General features: G+C 39.5%; 19 protein-coding genes and 1 tRNA gene. 3 read left to right on the forward strand and 17 right to left on the reverse strand.

Features of this window, described 5'->3' with window-relative positions; all coding sequences use genetic code 11:
• Positions 1–2: 2 nt before the first annotated feature.
• The 12 genes from ACZ1G6_RS09780 to ACZ1G6_RS09835 all read right to left on the reverse strand — a co-directional run bounded on the left by ACZ1G6_RS09780 (position 3) and on the right by ACZ1G6_RS09835 (position 14,024).
• Positions 3–167 (reverse strand): helix-turn-helix domain-containing protein, encoded by a 165-nt coding sequence (locus ACZ1G6_RS09780; protein ID WP_472616139.1) that lies wholly within the window; start codon positions 165–167, stop codon positions 3–5.
• Positions 168–825: 658 nt separating this feature from the next.
• The gene (locus tag ACZ1G6_RS09785; protein ID WP_472616140.1) at positions 826–2,091 is read right to left on the reverse strand and encodes an AAA family ATPase; all 1,266 of its coding nucleotides are present in this window, start codon (positions 2,089–2,091) and stop codon (positions 826–828) included.
• 478 nt (positions 2,092–2,569) lie between these two features.
• Positions 2,570–3,418 carry a helix-turn-helix transcriptional regulator gene (locus ACZ1G6_RS09790; RefSeq protein WP_472616141.1) on the reverse strand — a complete coding sequence of 283 codons (849 nt, stop codon included), beginning with the start codon at positions 3,416–3,418 and terminating at the stop codon, positions 2,570–2,572.
• Positions 3,411–4,145 (reverse strand): DUF7281 domain-containing protein, encoded by a 735-nt coding sequence (locus ACZ1G6_RS09795; RefSeq protein WP_472616142.1) that lies wholly within the window; start codon positions 4,143–4,145, stop codon positions 3,411–3,413. Before ACZ1G6_RS09795 ends, ACZ1G6_RS09790 begins: the two co-directional genes overlap by 8 nt.
• Positions 4,146–4,285: 140 nt before the next feature.
• Positions 4,286–5,539 carry a hypothetical protein gene (locus tag ACZ1G6_RS09800; RefSeq protein WP_472616143.1) on the reverse strand — a complete coding sequence of 418 codons (1,254 nt, stop codon included), beginning with the start codon at positions 5,537–5,539 and terminating at the stop codon, positions 4,286–4,288.
• Positions 5,536–6,177 (reverse strand): condensin complex protein MksE, encoded by a 642-nt coding sequence (locus ACZ1G6_RS09805; RefSeq protein WP_472616144.1) that lies wholly within the window; start codon positions 6,175–6,177, stop codon positions 5,536–5,538. The genes ACZ1G6_RS09800 and ACZ1G6_RS09805 overlap by 4 nt, the downstream gene beginning before the upstream one ends.
• Positions 6,170–7,609, reverse strand: coding sequence for an ATP-binding protein (locus tag ACZ1G6_RS09810; RefSeq protein WP_472616145.1), 1,440 nt, complete (start codon positions 7,607–7,609; stop codon positions 6,170–6,172). Before ACZ1G6_RS09810 ends, ACZ1G6_RS09805 begins: the two co-directional genes overlap by 8 nt.
• Positions 7,606–9,822, reverse strand: coding sequence for an ATP-binding protein (locus tag ACZ1G6_RS09815; protein WP_472616146.1), 2,217 nt, complete (start codon positions 9,820–9,822; stop codon positions 7,606–7,608). The genes ACZ1G6_RS09810 and ACZ1G6_RS09815 overlap by 4 nt, the downstream gene beginning before the upstream one ends.
• Before the next feature lie 378 nt (positions 9,823–10,200).
• Positions 10,201–10,932 (reverse strand): hypothetical protein, encoded by a 732-nt coding sequence (locus ACZ1G6_RS09820; RefSeq protein ID WP_472616147.1) that lies wholly within the window; start codon positions 10,930–10,932, stop codon positions 10,201–10,203.
• 48 nt (positions 10,933–10,980) lie between these two features.
• The gene (locus tag ACZ1G6_RS09825) at positions 10,981–11,379 is read right to left on the reverse strand and encodes a hypothetical protein (RefSeq protein WP_472616148.1); all 399 of its coding nucleotides are present in this window, start codon (positions 11,377–11,379) and stop codon (positions 10,981–10,983) included.
• A gap of 1,385 nt (positions 11,380–12,764) precedes the next feature.
• Positions 12,765–13,061: a hypothetical protein gene (locus ACZ1G6_RS09830; protein ID WP_472616149.1), complete on the reverse strand. Its 297-nt coding sequence runs from the start codon at positions 13,059–13,061 to the stop codon at positions 12,765–12,767.
• A 117-nt stretch (positions 13,062–13,178) separates the two neighbouring features.
• Complete coding sequence (locus tag ACZ1G6_RS09835; RefSeq protein WP_472616150.1) at positions 13,179–14,024, reverse strand: hypothetical protein; 846 nt, start codon at positions 14,022–14,024, stop codon at positions 13,179–13,181.
• Between the two features lie 180 nt (positions 14,025–14,204).
• Here ACZ1G6_RS09835 and ACZ1G6_RS09840 point away from each other — a divergent pair, with 180 nt between their 5' ends.
• The 3 genes from ACZ1G6_RS09840 to ACZ1G6_RS09850 all read left to right on the forward strand — a co-directional run bounded on the left by ACZ1G6_RS09840 (position 14,205) and on the right by ACZ1G6_RS09850 (position 16,382).
• Entirely contained in the window at positions 14,205–14,444 is a 240-nt protein-coding gene (locus tag ACZ1G6_RS09840) for a helix-turn-helix domain-containing protein (RefSeq protein WP_472616151.1), read from the forward strand.
• Positions 14,445–14,637: 193 nt separating this feature from the next.
• Entirely contained in the window at positions 14,638–15,423 is a 786-nt protein-coding gene (locus ACZ1G6_RS09845) for a type IV toxin-antitoxin system AbiEi family antitoxin domain-containing protein (protein ID WP_472616152.1), read from the forward strand.
• Between the two features lie 32 nt (positions 15,424–15,455).
• On the forward strand, positions 15,456–16,382 hold the full coding sequence (locus ACZ1G6_RS09850; RefSeq protein WP_472618969.1) for a nucleotidyl transferase AbiEii/AbiGii toxin family protein: 927 nt from the start codon (positions 15,456–15,458) through the stop codon (positions 16,380–16,382).
• Between the two features lie 474 nt (positions 16,383–16,856).
• Here ACZ1G6_RS09850 and ACZ1G6_RS09855 read toward each other — a convergent pair whose 3' ends face one another.
• From ACZ1G6_RS09855 to nadA, 5 genes are all read right to left on the reverse strand, one after another.
• Positions 16,857–17,531, reverse strand: coding sequence for a site-specific integrase (locus ACZ1G6_RS09855; RefSeq protein WP_472616153.1), 675 nt, complete (start codon positions 17,529–17,531; stop codon positions 16,857–16,859).
• Positions 17,521–18,072: a site-specific integrase gene (locus tag ACZ1G6_RS09860; protein WP_472616154.1), complete on the reverse strand. Its 552-nt coding sequence runs from the start codon at positions 18,070–18,072 to the stop codon at positions 17,521–17,523. The genes ACZ1G6_RS09855 and ACZ1G6_RS09860 overlap by 11 nt, the downstream gene beginning before the upstream one ends.
• Positions 18,073–18,101: 29 nt before the next feature.
• On the reverse strand, positions 18,102–18,992 hold the full coding sequence (locus ACZ1G6_RS09865; RefSeq protein WP_472616155.1) for a hypothetical protein: 891 nt from the start codon (positions 18,990–18,992) through the stop codon (positions 18,102–18,104).
• 112 nt (positions 18,993–19,104) lie between these two features.
• A tRNA-His gene (locus ACZ1G6_RS09870) sits at positions 19,105–19,196 on the reverse strand.
• A 129-nt stretch (positions 19,197–19,325) separates the two neighbouring features.
• On the reverse strand, positions 19,326–20,384 hold the full coding sequence (gene nadA, locus ACZ1G6_RS09875) for a quinolinate synthase NadA (RefSeq protein WP_472616156.1): 1,059 nt from the start codon (positions 20,382–20,384) through the stop codon (positions 19,326–19,328).
• Between the last annotated feature and the right edge of the window lie 37 nt (positions 20,385–20,421).

The following is a 20,421-nucleotide window of genomic DNA, read 5'->3' on the forward strand; positions in this document are numbered from 1 at the left end:
CCTTATCCTTTTTGTTTTTCTATCCAAGCTTCCAAATCAACTTTCTTAAAACGCCAGCTGCCACCAACTTTGAAGCCCGGCAAGGTCTTCGCTGCTGCTAGACGATAGGCCGTTTTCTCGGTTAGTTGCAGGTAAACTGCGACCTCTTTCAAGGTCATTATTTCCATAGTTCATAATGCCTTTCTCTTAATTGCAACTTAGAGAATATGGGAAAATTCGGGAATAAACAAGAATTCAAATGTTATGAAGCAAAAATAGCAGTAACTTGATCAATAGCTTGCGAAATTGATATTGGTAAGCCTTGCTTTATAGCGTATAGCGCAAAGTACTTGAACCAATAGCAAAGCAACCCTCGTCGAACACTCAAGACTCATTATGATAATTAAATAGTAAGACCACTCTAAATTGTACAATTTTTGTACGATTTCAATTCATGCTTCACAAAAAATTCCACAACCATTTTTCCCTCTACAGGGACAAATTTTAAGAAACGGAGGGTTACAGTCACTTATAGTTTTATTCATAGCTAAATGAACTGATTTTCCATATTTTAAGACTTTTTGTTGATTGATGAATCAACATATTCGCGATGTGTGATGTTCAAATACGCAATCCTGAAGCTGATAATGTGCATATGTCAGATTGTTATTTGTTTAAACTATTGTTGGTTTTAAATATTTGTGGGTGCAGGTTTAAGCATAACTATAGCGTCCGATGTCCATGTGCAAAATAGTAAAAACCTAGTCCTCCCATCAAGGTGCTCTTTGCACCTTGATGGGAGGACTAGGTTTTAATGCACCGTGACTAAAGATACTAGATAAGGTTTTATTTCTGAAGTTTATTGCCAGCAATATATTTATATCGCTTTTTGTTACCGTCTTTTTGTACTTCAACAAGACCTTGTTCGAACAATGATTGGCATGCCTTTGTTGCTCTATTGCTTATTGTACGATCTGCCAGCCCGTCTTCGTTCTTACAAAGCTCGCTCTTTAGTTGTTGCAGCGTAATGAAGTCTTCACTTTCTCGTAACACGCTTAGTATTATGTCTTTATCGTGTTCAATTGGCGTTCGTTGTAACCCATCGGCCTTCTCTTCGAAGCTAATGCTGTCACATGCAAGAATCATCATTGAATTGCCCGCATTGTCTTTGACACCAAGATCATGCTCACAGAAACTCATTGATGCTGTTGTGCCGACCATAGAATCTTTTGATTTTGTTACTTTGATCTCAGTCGCAACTTTTTTCGCGGTTTTTATTCTCGTTGCTTCAATTACCATATCTGAATTGCTAACAAATGCACTGCTACCCCTATAACCACCGGTCTTGTTGTTATGATGAACTGATAATACACAAGCATCAAGCTCAACCGCTAGCTCGTTACAGCCGCGTAAATAATTAGCAATTTCTTTAGCTGCATTTTCATCAATATCAATTGCGTTTGCAGAAAACGTGTCAAAAACAACTAATGCGACTTTTTTACGAAGTAATTTTTCTTGCTTTTGAATGAATTTTTTTAATTTAATAACGCTCGAGCTATCTGCCATACTGACGGGTTCGTTGATGATAATGACATTTTTCTCAATGAGATACTTTTCATTATTCTGTAATTCAAACGCTTTTAACCGCTTCGGGATAGAGTCCGGTGATTCTGCTGCTACTATTACGACAAGACCAGTATCTGTATACAAATTTCCAAACCGCTTCCCCGTGACGATGCACGCAGCGATTTCGACTATCGCAAATGTCTTAAGAGACTGGCTTGCACCAACTAATATGCCAACTGAACGCCGAAAGAAAAACTTATCAATAATCCAGTCCTGAGGCTTATCCCAGCCTTCGGTGCCGTATGAGCATGAAAAACTTCTTTGGCTGTCACTAGTTATTGCTGAAGCACTACCTTTATAAGCCTTTGTCGATACTACTTGTTTGTTTTTCGTGTTGATGGCGTCTTCTGAAGCTCGATTTAACGCTTCGTCGCGCACTTGTTCAACTTTATTGCCGGCAGGCTGGTCGAAGGCTCGCTCCTCCTGAACTTTTCGTTTAATCAGCAGATTAATGAATGTCATCAGTCGATTTATTAGCTTACTCATCGTTGACTCCTTGTTTGTCTTTACATTGCTTCATAACCTAGCGTGAATGACAAAGACACCAACAAGATCAGCAAAAATATATGGTGTAATAGCTCAAATAGGACAGGCAAGGTAAGGCCAAAAAGCCTTTAGATAGGGCCTCAGAGGCTAATGTGGGTGAGTAATTATTTTTTTAATTGGAGATATTTAGACTTGTTTGAGATTAGAGCTAGTTCAGCCCTTTTCTTATAAATTGACTTAAAATAGTGGAGTACGAAGACAAGTTATTTATCATATTGAGAAAGTTAAAGAAGCAATCTGCTCTTCAATTGTTGTGTTTTAATTCGTCGTCCATTTTGACATTGCCAATATGAAACCCCACGACAGTGACCCGACTGCTTGTTTTTAGAAGTGCGATTTTTGAACTTTGCAGATCATACAGAATGGTCCAACACAACCTTTTAATTGCGTATTCTGATGTTTTCATAATGCTCCCCAATTATTCAGCTTCAAACATCAATGACAAAATGGCTTCGTTCATTTCGACAACAAGAGGTTTTTCGACAGGATCATCAATTTCAGGTTTTGTGCCAATATGATGAAAATCTAAGAAATATGGTAATAAAGCTTGTCTAACCTCAACGGAAAAGTGCGTTTGTTGGCCATAATCCTTTAAGGTAAAAAACTGCAGTTCTTTAGAAAGTCTTTGGTTCGGTTTAATGGTGATCCTTATATAATCATGCCAACGCTTGTCAGCATTTGAGTCAATATTGGACGATTCAACATCAATAATGTGCTTGATCCTGTTGATATTAAAATCTCGAAACTCATTTGTACGCTCGCAAAACGCTCGACAGTGATAGCGATTGCCATTATCGGCGATGGCATGAGGATGAATAACTCTGATTTTGCCTTCTGGTTTTGATTTAGAGCGGTAATTTATAGTGAGTGCTGAGCGACTTTTTATAGCTTTGTAGACATCTTGAAAAATCGTCGGCTCAATCTGTTGCATAGGCGCTGTTATACTTGTATCAATTGAAAAATCTTCATAACTGCCATTCATTTGAGCTATTGAATTCTTAAACGATAAATAGTCGCTCCATTTATCAGTAATACAATGCCTTTTAAAACCTTTTCTCGGAACGTAGAGCTTTTCAGGCATTCTCGGTTGATACACCAAATTATCTGGATACACCGACAGATACTCTTTTAAAAACTTTCTGGCGGTTAATAAGGAAACATCAAGATGTTTGCAAAGCTTGTTGCTATTTACGCCACCTTCCCAGTACACAAGGTATTCAATTATCTGAAAGCGTACCAGCTTCTTTCTTTCGTCAGTTTCAACCATGGATAACCTGCCTGTTAGACTTGCATGTTAACTCAACCCTATGAGCGATTAGACGCTCTTGCGTATAACTGCCACCCATTTCAATAAACACATCAAGGTGGGGTTCTAACCATTTAGGAGAGCCCTGTGGAAATTTGCCAGTCAATTCCTTTTTCTGTTTTTGATAGTCTTCAAAGTTACCTCGAGGCTTGATATCCCGTAGCGAGGTTAAATCTGGCATAAGTAAGAAATCCCATCCCCACTCAGACTGTTTAATTAATCCAGAAATGTCATAGTCGTAAAAACCAAATACAGGAAGGCTAAACGCTGTCTGCCATTGCTTTACAATCTTTTCGTTATTGCCACCGAAATGCGGTGAGCCCCTAAACACAACCAGCGTATTATCTGGGATTAGCCCTGAAATTGCTTCGCTTTTGAAAGAAAACGTATCTAAGTTTTCGATTATGAGTAAAGCATCAGCTTGGATATGCGAGATATCATCTGGTCGTAATAAATGAAATCCCGAGGCGGGCATCGATAAGGCGATATCATTGATGACCACATGTCCAATGGCTTTTATCGGCACAAATTTATTGAACACAAAAATGCCACTGCCTTTCTCGCTCATTTCTTGAGTGGCTTTTTCATTGCGAGATGTTTGTTTGGGATCATAATTATTCGGATCAATGCCTAAGGTGTCACACCACTTTTTAGCCAGTGCCGCATCGTTGGCACTGTAATTAATCATCCTTGTACCTTGTGCGGTGCCTACGCTGTATTGTAAGCACAGTGAGCGTGCTGCTTGCGTAGTTGACGAACTTTTTTGAAGTTTGCTATATCAACCAGCAATTGTTTTTCAGTTGCAGAGAGTTTTTTCATGATAATTAATCAGCGTGTCTTTATGCTTGCATCAAATACGACATCTATGACTTCTCGATTGCCCGAATAGTTGGGATGCTTCGTAAAGCACAGATTGATGGAAAATTGCCTCAACAATCTTCGTTTAGTGGCTTCTTTCTTGAGAATCTGTGGTTGCCGGTGACAATAATGCAGCCAATAAGACATGCGTACATTGGAAGCGTCAGGGTATGCATTGTAAAAAGCCACTGCGCTTTGAGTTGACCGCTTTGTGATAATGTCCTTTAAGAGTTCATTGAACATCACTCTGACTTGCTTTGCTTCGCGTTTTCTTTGAAGTGGTGACGCGTTAATTTCACCAGAACGACCTCGATTGTATTTTTGTTTCTTCTGCGGCTTCTTCTGTGCCAAGGCATAGATCGTCTGACGATATTGGTCAAGCAATCGATTATCAAAACTATTGATATCTACATTCGATTTTACCTTTATGGGTGGTGCTTGATAAAAAAACGTCATGCTATACGCTCTGGCTCTAGCGTTATCAAACGGTGCACTTGGATCGTTTTTTAGATAATTGGCCAACTTCTGCAGTAACGTCGTTCTGACTTCTCGTTTTTTCCTCATGTGCAATACGGAACGAATTTCCTGACGAAGATTTTTTGCATGATCCAGATAATCTGTGATATCCAGAAAAAACCGTACCTTTAACGTGCCTAGAAACGAATACTCAGTGAATACCTCGTTATCAAAAAACAGTTCTAGCTTTTCTCTTGCCGCCATAAGCTGGTCGAGCTTACTGAGTAATATTTGAATGCGATCGAAGCGTTGTTGTCCATATTCGATGCTGCCCAGTGCTATTTTGGCTTGTTCATAAATGTTCTTTGCTTTATCTGAAATGAAATCTGTAATTTCAAAGCAAATGGATTTTAGCTCATCCTCTTCAAGTGCTAATCGGTCTTTGTCTTTTGTAGCGAATGCTTCTTGGTAATCTATTAGCGATAAATCTAGCGCGTCTACTTGCTCACCAATGTCTACACTTAAATCACGTAGATGGATGCGATTAAGGCCTTTATCTAACAATTGCCGGGTTTCTTTGGATAATCGATAGACGTGCTTGCTTACGGGTCGAACTGCGCCCATAGATTTGAGTACCTGCAGACTGTGCTCCTTGTTTTCAGAGAAAAAAGCCCCTGCTCTTTCGCCATAACATTTAGCCAACAGGTGACGATGCTTATATAGTCCTTCGAGGTATCTTGACGCTTCAAGCGTGTTATCTGTACTCATAATTTCATCGACATCTGTTCGTCGTTGACATCAAGTTCTGGTACGCTTAACTGTTCATTTTCTGCAATAAACAGCATGACTTCCTGAAGCACATCCATTTTGCCCGTCACCATGTATCGTTCAGTGACTTTATCTTGAAGCACCAATAATCCGTCCTTTTCGGCTTCTTTAAATAAGGCTTTTACTTTATCTGTGATAGCAGCATCCTTTCGTTTGACCCAATCAAGCTTTGTTAGAGCTTCCATGTATGCTTGATTGTGCTCTAAACCTGAAATGATTTCAGAGACTCTGAGTGTTTCACCCCCTTGCAAGAATACCTTCGTGTCTGATGAGGATGTCATTGCATTTGCCACGATGTCTAAAAACCCTAATGTAGGTCGGATGTTTTGTCTGATGTGGTTAAATTGTTTCTCTGCTTCGGACTTATGGTCGATGGTATCAATGTCATGCACCACGTAATATGTAGACTGCGTGTCATTTAATACAAGATGACGACCGAGAGAAGCAAGGCAGGTTTCCACTTTGGATTTAACCTCCAGGTTATCATTTAAGTAATTAAATGCAGAAGGGTCTGTGAACTGACACACAAATTCACCTTCAAGCAATTTCGTCATCATATGCTGTAATTGCTTATCCATACATTGTCTCCAACTCAGCTAGTGGATCAGCGTCGTGTTCATTGACGAGTACTTTGACGCCATTTTCAACTTCAAAGGTGTAGGTATTATCAAACCCGTTATAGACAGCATCATCAGTGACCGTGCATGCGGATACCAGATGGATATTATTGTCTTTTAGCAGTTTGAAAAGCGTGAGAATATTAGAAGGATCAATATCGGCTAATTCATCCAGACTCCAGTTAAAGTGAATGGCATGCTCGCCTCTTCGCATATTTAATATGCCAATAAAAATGGAGAGAATGATTAGGTTACTAACGCCGTTTGAGGAGACTTGCGTCTTGCTCGAATTAATTTTTTTGAGACTGTTAGCGCGTTTCGTCACGCCTTGATCGTCAATGGTAAATTCAAAATCAATGTGCTCATGCACATTTTCGATGCTTAGATCGCTTGTTCCTGGGAAGTCTAAGAATCGCTGTATTGCATTAATTAATTTATCATTAGGCAGCTTATCAACCGAATTTAAGTTGATTGAAATTCCGCCGACTTCGTATTGCCAAGCACTAAATGCCTCTTCAATGTCTTTGACAATCTTCCAGTTATCGCTGTCGGCATAGGTAAATTTCACACTGACTTCCAAGTTATTAATGGCTCCGAAACTGGATGCTTGGCTCATATGTGCATTAAGTCCCTTACTAAATTTATTGATCATCCGCCCGAACTGCTCGAAGTATTTCACGAATGTATCAATCTTTATGAGCTCTTCTGCTCCTCCCATGAATATCTTGTAGTCTTTTTCAAAGATTTTGTCATTGAAGTAACTGAGCATGTGTTTTGCTGCGACAACCGTGTCGTCCTTGAATCCACCCATGCCATGATAGTGGCGATAAGCTCCCGTTCCCGGTCGAGAAAAACCAAATCTAAGGTCTTTTTCTAATGAGAAAATATTTTTTAAGGCAATTTCCTTTCGTTCTTTAGCGTTATCAAATCCTTCTATGATGCTCTTTACACTGTATGATTTACGGTCAAGTGCTTTGTTTGTTTGTGTTATTTGCACTCCAGGTTGATTAAGCAGGCTGTTCAAGTCTCTTAATCCCTCCTCTCTTTGACGCAGACTGGCGTTGTAATTTTCTGTGAGTTTAGTGGATTTGCCTTCTAACTTTTGCTTTTCACTGCAGGCTGTTTGCAATCCATCTTTTGATTTATTTTGTGCAGTCTTAGTAATACTTATTTTTTCAAGTAGTTCTGGGTATTTGCAATATTCATTCTCAAGAAAGGTGTCTAGTTCCTCTTTATGTTGTTGCAGGAGCTGTACACGTCTTTCAAATGCTTCGATTCTCTTTATTTCTTCTTCAAGTGTTGTGATTTTTTTGGGATCGATGCCTTTTTGTGCCAATTCTTGTTGGTATTGCAATTGAGCGGTTTGGGTGCGCTTCTCGATGTCAGATGTCAATTCGGTTTCTTTTTTTCTATTGACTTGATGGTGTCAGTGTACTTGTCCTCAATAATCTGTTTCTCTGCCGTTAACGCATTTTCTGCGGCTTGTTCAATTGTCTCTATTACCTCAGCAAGCGAGTCTTTTTCTCCCTTTACTCTGATAATGTATTCTTCTAACGTTATGATTTCGTGTTTGAGTGTTTCTTTTTGTGTTTTCAGCAGAGCTTTGAGACGATTTTGTTCATCCTGAAGGGCAGTTTTAGCAAGTCTTATGGCGCTATCTGTGTCTTTTTCTTTCTGCTTCACTTTGCGAAGCTCTGTTTCTATTTCATCAAGTTCAATTGATAGCTTGTTAAGTGCTTTTTCAGATCCCTTAATATCTGAATCAATACGAGCCATACTAGTTCTGATGAACTGGATCCTTTCTTCTAATTCTGATTCGTCGTCAATTAGGTCTGTGTTTTGTCGCAAGTTATTAATGGCTATCTCAACGCCAAAAACGGTGTTTTCCATTTCGTTAATCGTTGATGGTGATAAGTCCTTCTGGAGCAAGACGTCCTTCCTCAATGCTCGCCCAAAGGTATGTGTCCAGTTTGGTTTGTGTTGCTTTAAGAATGACAACAACGAATTAGCTGGTGGTGATGAAAAGGGCGAAATTTCGAATAACTCATCCTCTAACTCATCACGTTCATTGAGCAGGCGATCAAACTTGGTTTTTTCTATAGTTTTGTTCGATGTTAATTTATTTACATCGTCATTGAGTTGTCGTTTTTTATTAAAAATGTCGTCTCTTAGACCTTTTAATTCATCCAGTCTAGCTCTTAACTCTTCTTCACCTACTTTCTCGTGCGATGGCAATTGGAAATCGGCCAATTTGGATTCTTTCACTTTTAGATCGGCATTTAATTCAATTAATTGTGCTTGAAGCGAGTCTAATTGGGCGGAAATAGGGGATAATTTTGCTTTCTTTTCTTGCTCTATTCGAGTGGTAACGGCCTTACTATCCTCCAATTCCGCGTTCTTAGCAGAGAGTTTGTCATTACTGAGTTGTTGTACTTTTTGAACACGCTCACTTTCGATGGAGTTTAAGAATGCGTCACGCTTATCTTCAGCACTTTTCTCTTCAGAAAGAAGGTTCTTTTTTTCCTTAATTTTGGACTGTTTAGTGATGCCATCTTGTATGCCTTGAGCAATGATTTCGTCGTAATTATTGGGCACTTGTTCAGAAAACTTTGTTTTAAGCTTATCCAATTGGGTTTTATCATACTCTAGGTCTTTGAGTACTGTAGTGTTTGTATCATTTATCCTTTGCAACTCCTCAATCTCATTACTCTTGTCTGTGACCTGAGTATTCAAAAGTATTTTTTGGGCTTTGTATGCGGTAAATGCTTCGGCTTTTTCTTGTTTGATGGCTTCATGTTTGTCGCTCGCGCACAGGAAGAAATCCTCCTGTGAGCGACAGGCGCTGTCATACTCAGATACCTCTTCTCTCAGTTTTTCTATCGATTCGGATTGTTGAGCAAGCCAATTCAGTGAGTGAAATTCGTTGAGCCACGTTTTAATGAATTCTTTTTCTACTATCCCATCTGGAAGGCGCTTTTCTCCCATATCGGTGTTGACCCAATCTTTTATGATGTGTGTCAGTTCAGTGTGCCCAGCGTTTTTGCTAAACATACTCGTCATGAGTTTTTTCATTCGTGCCATGTCAAGTCGAAGAGGGCCCATTCCGTAGTCGGGGTTTTTACCGCCTAACAAGGTTTCGGTATGGTCGATATCGGTACTGACGTTTTTGATTTGACCTGCAAATCTAAGCTTCATCTCGCCAAGCCATTGAGATGTATCTTTCGATGATGATGATGCTTCATCCCAATAATCGTCTAGCTGATATCCAGTGGGTAAAAAATGTCGATAATATTTATCTCTGTCATTAGGGTGAGGTGTGTAGACCAAAGATCTCAGCTTACCTCGAGATAAATATTCAAAAATCAAATAACTGCCCGAGCGCGGTAAATAACGCATCACGAAGCCATCATGACCGGATTGGATGTCTTCTTTTATGCCTAGTGTGATGGGGCTTTCACCATAAAACATAACGACGAGTTTAATTAATGAAGTTTTACCAGCAGCATTATTTCCAAGAATATTGGTATGTCCATCAAGCTTGACCTCATATATGTGCCCGGGAAGGTAGGAATCTACTAAGATAAGTCGAGTAAGGCCGTATTCCATGTAAGTCACCCTTTTTGGTGCGTATAATATTATATGTATAAAAATATACATACAGTGGGCGCATTAATCAAGTAAACTAAATAATTACAGATGGGCAGTAACTGAAATTAACCCATGGCTAATACAATGACTTAATTAAACTTTAATGCTTGCACGAACAGCAGACGAAAATCGCCAATTTTTAACGAAAGATAGGTTAATGTTGAGAATCTGCGAACAAAAGCGCTAGCTAAGTTTATCGTTTCTGCTTTGTCTCTATTTCCTACTTGTCGAGCCAAGTCGAAATTATCGATCAAATTTGTCAGATAAGACTTTACTTTAGATTGTTACACTTTAGATTTGTGAAAACGTTTAATATCTAGTCTCATACATAACTCGTTAACGACCTTTACTGAAATGATTCACTACTGCGATTAAACGTTTCTGTCCAGTTAATGGCTCCGCATTTCCATTGAAACCTGTCATAGAATAACCCTTTACCTCCCGGTTCCACCAAGATGTTCTAGGATGAGAAGTTACCGCCATCGCTATTTCTGTTTGCTCTCTTAGTCCTGACTTAGTGGCTGTACTCCAAGCCTTTTTGGATACAAAAATGACCAAATCTGGAATAAGAGTATTTATAACATCTAAGATAGTCGTGTATGCAACATCCTTATCTATTGGTGTCGGTTTGATTTCTTTGCCGAAGTTATTGGCAGGTCGTTGGAAGTAATTAATGTAGGCAATCGATTCAAACACGCTATTATTGTCAAGTCTACCTTTGAAGTAATCCGTTGAGTTCAAGGCTTTTGTAATATTCTGGTACATCAATGGACTCTTTCCAATAATGGCATCAATTGTTTTTGATATTTGATACCGAACTCTGTGACCTTCTCTTTGCTGAAGTTCTTTATCATCACCTCTTGCATACCATTTTTCAGCATCGTGGTGAAAATCAGTCTCTTTCGAAAAATAGTGGCTTTCACCAATTATCAATAATTTAAAGTCTTCTGACCTGTATTTATTCCCAACCCAAGGCAGCATATCCTGATATTTTTGGAAGTGTGAGCTTAAAGATAGCTTCTTATCAAAGTGTCGATCTCCAAGATATGTGTCAAATCTATTAGTCATATATTTCCTTGCTACAGAACTTATTTTTATTGGTTAGGTTCAAAGAAGTTAATCCTTACCAAGAATACTCCCGACTTTCTCTTTTAAGATTTTATCCAGCCGTTTCTCCATTACACTGACACTACAAGCGTGCAGATGAATGCCACTGCAATCATTTGCCCAAGCGGTTGGAGCAAACAGTAATACGCACCAGTCGTTCCGTTTGACCTCGTTAAGCGCTTCAAACATTTCAGATGCTTCAGTATCATTACCATAATGCAATGATACTGCGGTATCTGTGCAATCGGGCAGCACGCTTAATGCTGGCGCATAGATATCAAACGCGACTTGTGTTTCACCTTCATCAACTTTTTTACTTACACTAAGCACATTAGCCAAAACTTGAATTCCTTCATGATCAAGTAACTCTTCGAGCTGTTCAACGCTTAGCTTTTGGATATTCGACATCGTCCCCCCATTTTATTATGTGACTCAATCTTCCATGTTAACTCAATCTTCATTGCATTTTATCTCTAATTTGCAGGCATAAGCTTAAATTTGATACTCAATTAAATAGCTGAACATTACAACGAGTGAATACAAAATTTCATTCAATAAAAACTTCAAACACCTTGAGAAAAACCGATAAAAATAAAGGACAATTTGAATGAGATTTTACTCATTAAAAATGAACGGAAATCTGTCACGTCTCATGTGTAATTGAAAAGACTATTCAACAGAATAACTTTGCATCCTTGTCATTTAAATTTTCGACAATCACAACCCTTTTGCGGGTGTTAAGAATCGTAAAATTTTTCATCAGTAAAATTATTATTCGTTAACCCTCGATTCAGAAATTTGAGGAATTAGTATTTCGCGTTTGCGTTGGCATAAAATGATAACGATGCCTGTCAACACAACCTCAGAATTAGGGAGAAATAGCAAAGTTCCTAATGGCCAAAGTTTAAGGAAGAAGTCATCGTTTTACGCTCAATTCGCATATTTCAAAGCTCACAAATTCATCTCAATAATGAGACAAACTGGGACCCGTTCTGGAAATTTTCCTGATCCGTTACTGGAAAAAAAAGTTTTTTCCAGTAACGGGGGCATTAGGAGTAAAAAAATCGATTTAGTCTTTTTTCCAATTGGCATTTAGCGTTTCTCTATGCAACGCTCAAAACTCGGGTTTTTAACTCGCAATTTCAAGTCGAAAATTAGCAAAAGTTATTGAAGACGATTTGAGTGAAATCTGATTATATTTCGCACTTTATGCACTTCACAGTATTAGATATCGATAGTCAATGATGTAAGCAAGCGCGTTTGCATGTTTCGCTCGAAAACTAGGAAACACATGAAAAAGACAAAATAATCGAACAATAAAATAAACAAATGTAAACATTACTTTTGCCAAAAACGGCATCTTATTTTGCATAAAGCTAAGGATTTAAGAGCACTCTTTTAAACATTTTAATCGTTTTAAGTACAACAAAATAGTGCGTTTTTGTAACGACAATAGGCGTTAATATTTCAAATTTTTATGCGAAATTACTACTAAAAATTTGACTTGTCGCAACGAAAAAAGTACGTATTAGAACCTCAAAGGCGGTAGTTGAAAACACATGAATAATCAAAAATATTGGTGTTTTTTTTGGTGATTTTTTACTAACTTATGGATTGTAAAGTGACCATTTTATGACTGACTGACAAGTCAATTTACGCTAGCAAAAAGGCTTGGGATGACGTTGTAAACACCCCTTGTCGAGATACATTTCGCTCGAAATTATGGCTACATGTGCTGCATTGAAAGCCTCAAGCCATAGCAAAATAATAGATCAGATACTTACTCTGTTGTTTTAATTTGAACCGCAATTTCCGGTAAAAATCCTGTCCATAGTCAACTCGATTGCGTTGTCATTTATAATGATAGGCTTATAACTTTTTACTTTGTACACACTGTTTCTTGTCTCAAAATAATAGCTAGTTTGGTCTACTTCAACATTGACGATATAGCTTGATGCAAACCAGTCGCCCTCGACATATTTGTCACTGCTATGCATGACTACATCGCCATACAAGAAACAAATATCGGTATTTTCAATGTGACAAAGGCGCGCATTTGCAAGCTCGCCCGTGTAATATTTTTTATCCATCAACTCTGTTACCCCATCGATCCAGAGGCAACGTTAGTTGCCTCCAATCTAGTTATCCATATTATAAACACGAGTATTTTGCTAATAAACGTGATCTACATTTGAAGTGCACGTTCACTAGCAGCCAATGAATGAAGCATACTGCCGAGCTCTTTGCGCTTTCTCATCTAGTGCAGGTTGAAAGTGATGAAACAAATCCCACACTAACTGTGCCTCGATCGAAAACTCAGTGATGTCATGTCCCTTCCATAACGACGCAACATGACAATATTGTCTCAGTGTTTTGGCTAAGTAACCGTTCCGTTTTTCTAGTGACAACAACAAATGCTCGAGTTGACCGATGATAGCTCTATGCTCGTCCATTCGGAGCCGGGGCTCTTCGCAAAAACGAAAATAGGTGCGATAAATACAAAACAAATAGGCGCCCACCATAATACGTTGTTTTGCGATCATGTCGGTATGTGATAGCTGATTGACCGTACATAAAATTGCGTTGTAATCAGCCCAACAAGAAGCATCCAGAATACAATATTCCGCCTCAAAACTGTCATTCATCATTGTCGTCGCCCATCCATTTCTGAAAAATGACATCAGTTCTTTTAGCTCATGCGAGCTTATCTGTGACATATCTCGCTTCCAAGTTTCATATTCTTCTCGTTCACTTTCAAGCAGTGTAAAACCATAAAAGTTTGCGATTTGGTTTAAGTCGGGCATGTCATAGCTAAAGATAACTTTTGCCTCGTTTTGAACATGATAGTTCACGCGAAGTAAGTGATTCACCACAGGCACTTTTTGGCAGTTTGGACCGTAATCAAATCGCCGCAGACTATTCCCGTCATGCAGATAAATGGCGCTAGTAGCACCACCTAGCATTTCCTGTTGCTTGTAAACTGGGGCGGGCCTCAAAACAGCTTGTATGATTGATGCCTGACTTTGATTTTCATCTTTTTGTGATAGTTGCATAGACAATACTCCTGATTAATTAGTAAACAACGCTACAAAACAACTAGCGACCTCTGATAATCTTATTTGATTATTGTTAACCGCTAAGTTAATTAGATCATCATATGAGAGTACATGTCAAGTGATTGGTTAATCTTTTTTGATTATTATGGTAGAGTTCTGCGTGATTAAGAGTCTGAAGTGATTAAAGCTATGATAAGAATTTTGTTGATGCAACGTCTCGACGATAAGTCGTTTGAGCAAAAAAGGCGAATTACTCTCAATGAAGTTGCGAAAGAAACAGGCATTGGCCGTGCAACGCTTACCCGCATTGCAAACAGCCATGATTATAGTGCAGGGACAGATGTAATCGATAAGTTATGCGATTATTTTGACTGTGACATAGGTGATTTGTTACTGCGTGTACCTAATGAGAGATAGAGAATTAACAACAGTGCAGCTCGCCATTACAAGTTAAACCCTCCACACGGTAAAAAGTATTAACTCGAATGTGGCGTTTACTCAGCAACATAGTTTAATAAAAGCTATAATTTATCACCTTAGGTATTAATTATTTGACATGTATAAACCTATAGTTTAATTTATAATGATTGTTAATACCCAAGGCATTGTAATGTCTTCAAAGCTAAACTGGCTTGTAAATGAATTCCCTCCCGGTGCGGTCGTTTTACAGCATTGCTTGAAGCGACAAGGGATAAGTCACTCATTAACACAAAAGTATGTTCAAAATGGCTGGCTAAAGCGATTCGCCAGCGGTGTATTTTATCGCCCTCATAGCAGCACAAAGCCCCCACCAAACTGGCCTGCATTGCTTAGTGCATTGATATTTCAGACTGATAAAAATGTTTACCTTGCAGGGCTATCCAGCTTGCAGCATCAAGGACTATCCCATTATCTTCCTTTAAATCCAGATGGGGGCACGGCGAATGAAAAGGTATGGGTTGGTACAAACAATAAACAATCCTTACCTAAGTGGTTAAGAGAGTTAAGCAACGTAAACTGGGTATACTGTCAAAGCAAAGTAACTGCCCCAGTCGAGTCTTCCCACGTATCCATATTAATACAAGGCAGTGAGTTAAAGGCTAGTTCACCAGAGTTAGCCGCTTTAGAAGTGGCATCAGCCGTTGGTAAAGATATAAGTTTTGAACATCTTGCCGAACTTTTTCAAGGCTTGGTCAACCTCAGCCCCAAAAAACTCCAAACAATATTGGAAAGCAGCAAATCAGTTCAAACGAACAGGGTATTTTTATTTTTAAGCCATTACTATGATCATCAATGGGTAAAACGTCTTGATGAATCAAAAATACACTTGGGTGCAGGGAAAAGGCAGGTTGTTATTAATGGGCATTATGATAAGCGTTTTAAGATTACGGTGCCTTTGGCATTTAAAACAGCTTAAGAGTGACTAACAAGATGGAAATTTATAAGCCAATGGACACGAACAGCATATACTATCAACAAGTAAAAATGCTCATGAGCGTTTTACCAATAGTGGCTCAAGAAACTGATTTTGCGTTAAAAGGTGGCACTGCGATTAACCTGTTTATTCGTGACTTCCCAAGGTTATCTGTAGACATCGACTTGGCTTATTTACCGCTTGAAGACAGAGATAGTGCTCTTACCAATGCCAAAATAGCACTAAAACGCATCGCGGTTGCGATTAACAGTATTGGCAATAAGCGAGCAATACTACAAGACAATAAACCCGATGAGCTTAGGATAATAGTCAGTGATGCATCAGTCACAATTAAAATCGAAGTATCACCGGTTGCCAGAGGCACTCTGCATGTGCCTGAGTTAAAAATGGTACATGACAAGGTTGAAAGAGAATTTGGCTACGCTGAAATGCAAATAGTCAGCATGCCTGATCTATATGGTGGCAAGCTATGCGCGGCAATGGATAGACAGCATCCCAGAGATTTGTTTGATGTAAAGCTTTTATTGGAAAATGAAGGAATATCTAGGGAGATATTAGTAGGCTTTTTAACCTACGTGTTAAGTCATCCAAGGCCTATTCACGAAGTAATGAAGCCGAAGTGGAAAGACTTATCACATGTATTCAATACTGAGTTTAAAGGGATGACGTTAGCGCCTATCACCGATGATGAATTAAATCTGACCAGAACGAGTATGCTAATGGCACTCCAATCTCATTTTGATAATCGAGACGCAGAGTTTCTGCTCTCATTCAAGCGTGGGGCTCCTAAATGGGCTCTCTTTGACGAACCATCAATCGCAGATTTACCAGCAATTAAATGGAAGTTAAGGAATATTAAAAGACTTATGCAAGACCCTAATAAACATAGTGTCCTAGTGCGTAACTTAGAGATTGTCCTTGCCGATTGGTTAAATAAATAGCGCCCTATTGTCTCGATGCTTGATCAAAATGATAATTTATGTCGTTTCGTGAATTCGTCATCATTTGACCTGAAATTTTAAAAAAAGAACGCAATCAAAAGCTCTAGACCAAATATAAGCTCCTGCATCAACCCCAAAAAGCCGATATTTTATCATACGGTCACCGATTTCCATCAAGCCTACTGTGTTTTTCAGGCCTTTTTCTTAACAATTATTTTGAGACTAAGTAAATAATCAAGTTTATTTGATAATGGTATGAAAACCGCCAGATTGTATTGATCGCCACTTGGCTATTTTAAAGAATCAGCGTGGTTGACAAGTGTCATTGGCTCACTTGTTTCATACACACCACTAACGCTGAACTTTCTCAAAATGATAAATAGAACACAATTAATTCAGCTATTGAATGAAAATAAAACGAGGACATACCCTTCGTTTGCAGAAGGGCATGCTTAATTTCATGCTCATAACACTTTAACCAACAATGTGAATAAGTCCTACTACAGCTTGATGCGTCGCTTTTAAGCCTTCTAAACTGCTGCAAGCAAGCTCCATTGGTGTACTTCCCATGTATGGGTCGTTGCTTTTCACTCTGCTCATATATCCAGTTACACTTGCCGCATCAGAGTACTGCTCCTCAAGCTTAGCAAAAATATCGATAAGCAATATACATCGCTCTTTCAATTCGGGACTGAAAGCTAAAAATGCATCAGGCTCACATTTCAGCTTGTTGAGTGAAACTGAGTTTGGAACACCTAGCAGCAAACATCTTAGCTCCTCTTGAATGTCACAACTGTCAAAGTGACTGAGGGTAGACGCGACTGCATCTTTCATGGTTATTTCCTTCTTATGCCATGTGAGATTCCTGTCTATCACCTCCTTGAGCTTAGCTAGCGGGATCTGATCCATATCAGCATAAACACTCAGCGTAATATCATCGTCTACCGAATGCCCAACGATTCGTTTGATTAAATAGTGCTCCTCTCCTTTTGTCACACAAGTCGAAATAAGCGAACGTCGTAATGAATGGAAGCTAATTAACGCTCGTTTCTTTAACTCCGCATCAGAATCAATACCGATGTTTTTGAGTAGGGTTCTATTGAACCAACGAGAAATCGGGTCTCCCCAACCTGCGCTGCTAAGGCTCAATAACACCCTTGCGAATTTGAGGAAATATAAAGATTTCACCTTTTGCTCGTAAGCTATCGATGTACTGCAATATACCTAAGTCCAGCAAATATTGGGCGATTGGCACCGTTCTTTCGCTCGCCTCGTTTTTCACATCGAGTCCTCGTAAATCGAAGTACCAAATCCCGCCCTCATCCTGCTTGATGTGGCTCACGGGAAGTGCCGATATTTCATTAAGACGCATCCCAGAGTACAAGGCTAACTTGGGGAACCAGTATGCATCGCTACGAAATGCTTTTGCTTCGCTACCATGCCTAAAGTCGTACGAAAGTATATTTCGAACATCGCAGCGGGAAAAGGAGCGACGTTTTGGAGCATTTTTCTGCTTAGAAAAACTCACATTGCTGAAAGGATTCCGAATATCAATATCCGTATCATCTTCCAGCCAAGAGAAGAAAGAATGATAATTCGACAACATACCATTCTTGGTCTTAGAAGTGAGCCGGCCACCACGCTTACCGACGTTTTGATGCTTATCTAAACTGCTAAGCATGTCTTTCACTGATTGAGTCTGCACTTTTGTGAACTCTCTCAGATCAATACCTTGTGGAAAATGCGCCAATAGCAAGGAAAATGAGCGTTCGTACTTTTTGAACGTTTTTGCCGCAACCTCCCCCTTTTTTCATTGAGAAACAAAGGAACTTGGTAGGCTAGAGAAAAATACTCATCTTTCTTTAGTTTTTCAGTCTGCTGATGCTCATTAAAACTGCTGCTCATATTATCGAACAAATCAACGGCATCATTGACACCTCTTTGAGATTCCAACGTTGAGTTGTATTCAAGGTCCTCATTTAAAGCAAACTCATCATTCTGCGCTTTAAACTCACTGAGTTCACCAACGAGCTTGTTTAACATACTCAAGCACGCTGAAAATTGATTAGAGTTGTAATTATCATTTTGCAATGACGGCATCAACTCTTCCACAAACGCTTTTTGAGCCACCTTCGGTGTATTTTCTTCGCAGTACTGCTTAAATGCCTTGCGTTCGTCTTCCGCGACAGGCTTTGGCACCATAAACTCCCCATCTAGATCGCAATCAATCATCGCCTGCCCCGCTTTTAAAAGCGTTACAAACCTCTCTCGTAGCGCCCTTCTGAACAGCATCATGCCTCTTAGGCTTTGCTGCCTCTGCTTCATCAGCTCATGCTGTTTATCCTTTCCACTCTCAAGCCCAATTAAGGGCTCGTTATCATTTTGAAACGCATCTTTTGAAATGTCCATTTCGGTAGCCTCCGTCAACTTAGATTTAATAAATAAAGCTAGCCATCTTGCTTCTTCATAATCAGATGTCTGAAGTGAAGCCACGAAATAACCGCTTGATTTAACATATCCTGTTTGATCAAAAATTCCCTCGCGGATCCGAAAAAAGTAATTAGATGAGTTTTTGAATTTATATAGATAAGTAGAATGTGATTTTTGCATCTTGCTCTGCCAGCCTTATGTAAAGTTGTGACAGAGTTCTGTGACAGAGCTATTCTCTTTGATAAGATTTAGATACTAGAAAGCCCCTAAATACGGGGCTTTCAAGATTATCTGGCGGAGAGAGAGGGATTCGAACCCTCGAAGGGCTATAAACCCTTACACACTTTCACAGGCGTGCGCCTTCAGCCACTCAGCCATCTCTCCAAAACATGCGGTAAGCGGCGCGTATCTTAGGCAAAACAACTACGACTTGCAAGTAATATCGCACTTGTATCCTCTTCATTGACAAGCGCTTTTGACAAACGTTATCAACCTCCACTTACAAAACTCGGTTTATGCATTCCCTTTTATTTGTAGTTTTAAATCGGCAGCAAAATTGAGCATACGATCTAAGGGCAACATAGCTTGCTGTGCTAAAGCTTCGTCCACAAATATTTCTTTGCCGCGCTCGTCTAGCAAAGCATCTCTAAGCGCCTGTAATCCATTCATTGCCATCCAAGGACAGTTTGCACAGCTTTTGCAAGTAGCGCCCTCTCCTGCCGTCGGTGCTTCAATAAATGTCTTATTAGGTGCCATCTGTTGCATCTTATAAAAAATACCCTTGTCAGTCGCAACAATGAAGGTGTCATTTCCCATTTTTGAAGCGGCATTGATAAGCTGTGATGTTGACCCAACCGCATCTGCCATCTCTATCACACTAGCAGGCGATTCAGGATGCACAAGTACTGCCGCGTTAGGATGCAAATGCTTAGCTTTTTCAAGTGCTTTAGCCGAAAACTCATCATGAACAATACACTCACCGTTCCACATCAGCATATCTGCACCGGTTTGCTTCTGTATGTAAGCACCTAAATGACGATCAGGACCCCAAATAATCTTTTTGCCTTCGCTGTCTAAATGCTCGACGATTTCAAGTGCGATACTTGATGTTACCACCCAATCGGCCCTCGCTTTTACGGCCGCTGAGGTGTTTGCATATACCACAACAACACGATCGGGATGTTGGTCACAAAATGCACTAAACTCGTCAATTGGGCATCCTAAGTCCAGTGAACATGTTGCCTCTAAGGTTGGCATAATTACTTGCTTTTCAGGGCTAAGAATCTTAGAGGTCTCGCCCATAAACTTAACTCCCGCCACTACCAGTTTTTGAGCTTTGTCATCTCGGCCAAAACGTGCCATTTCAAGCGAGTCCGACACACATCCACCGGTTTCTTCAGCTAGGGCTTGAATGATTGGATCAGTATAATAATGAGCAACTAGCACTGCATTTTGAGCTTCTAACAAGGCTTTGATTTCGGTTTTAAGTGCAACTTGCTCAGCATCGGCAAGTTTGACAGGCATTTTTGGAAAGGGGTAATCAATAGGCGCTATTCTATTGGCTAATGTCATGGCAGATGTTCGTAAAAATTTAATGTCCGAGTATTAT

The organism is Glaciecola sp. HA4-3, from assembly GCF_055693685.1.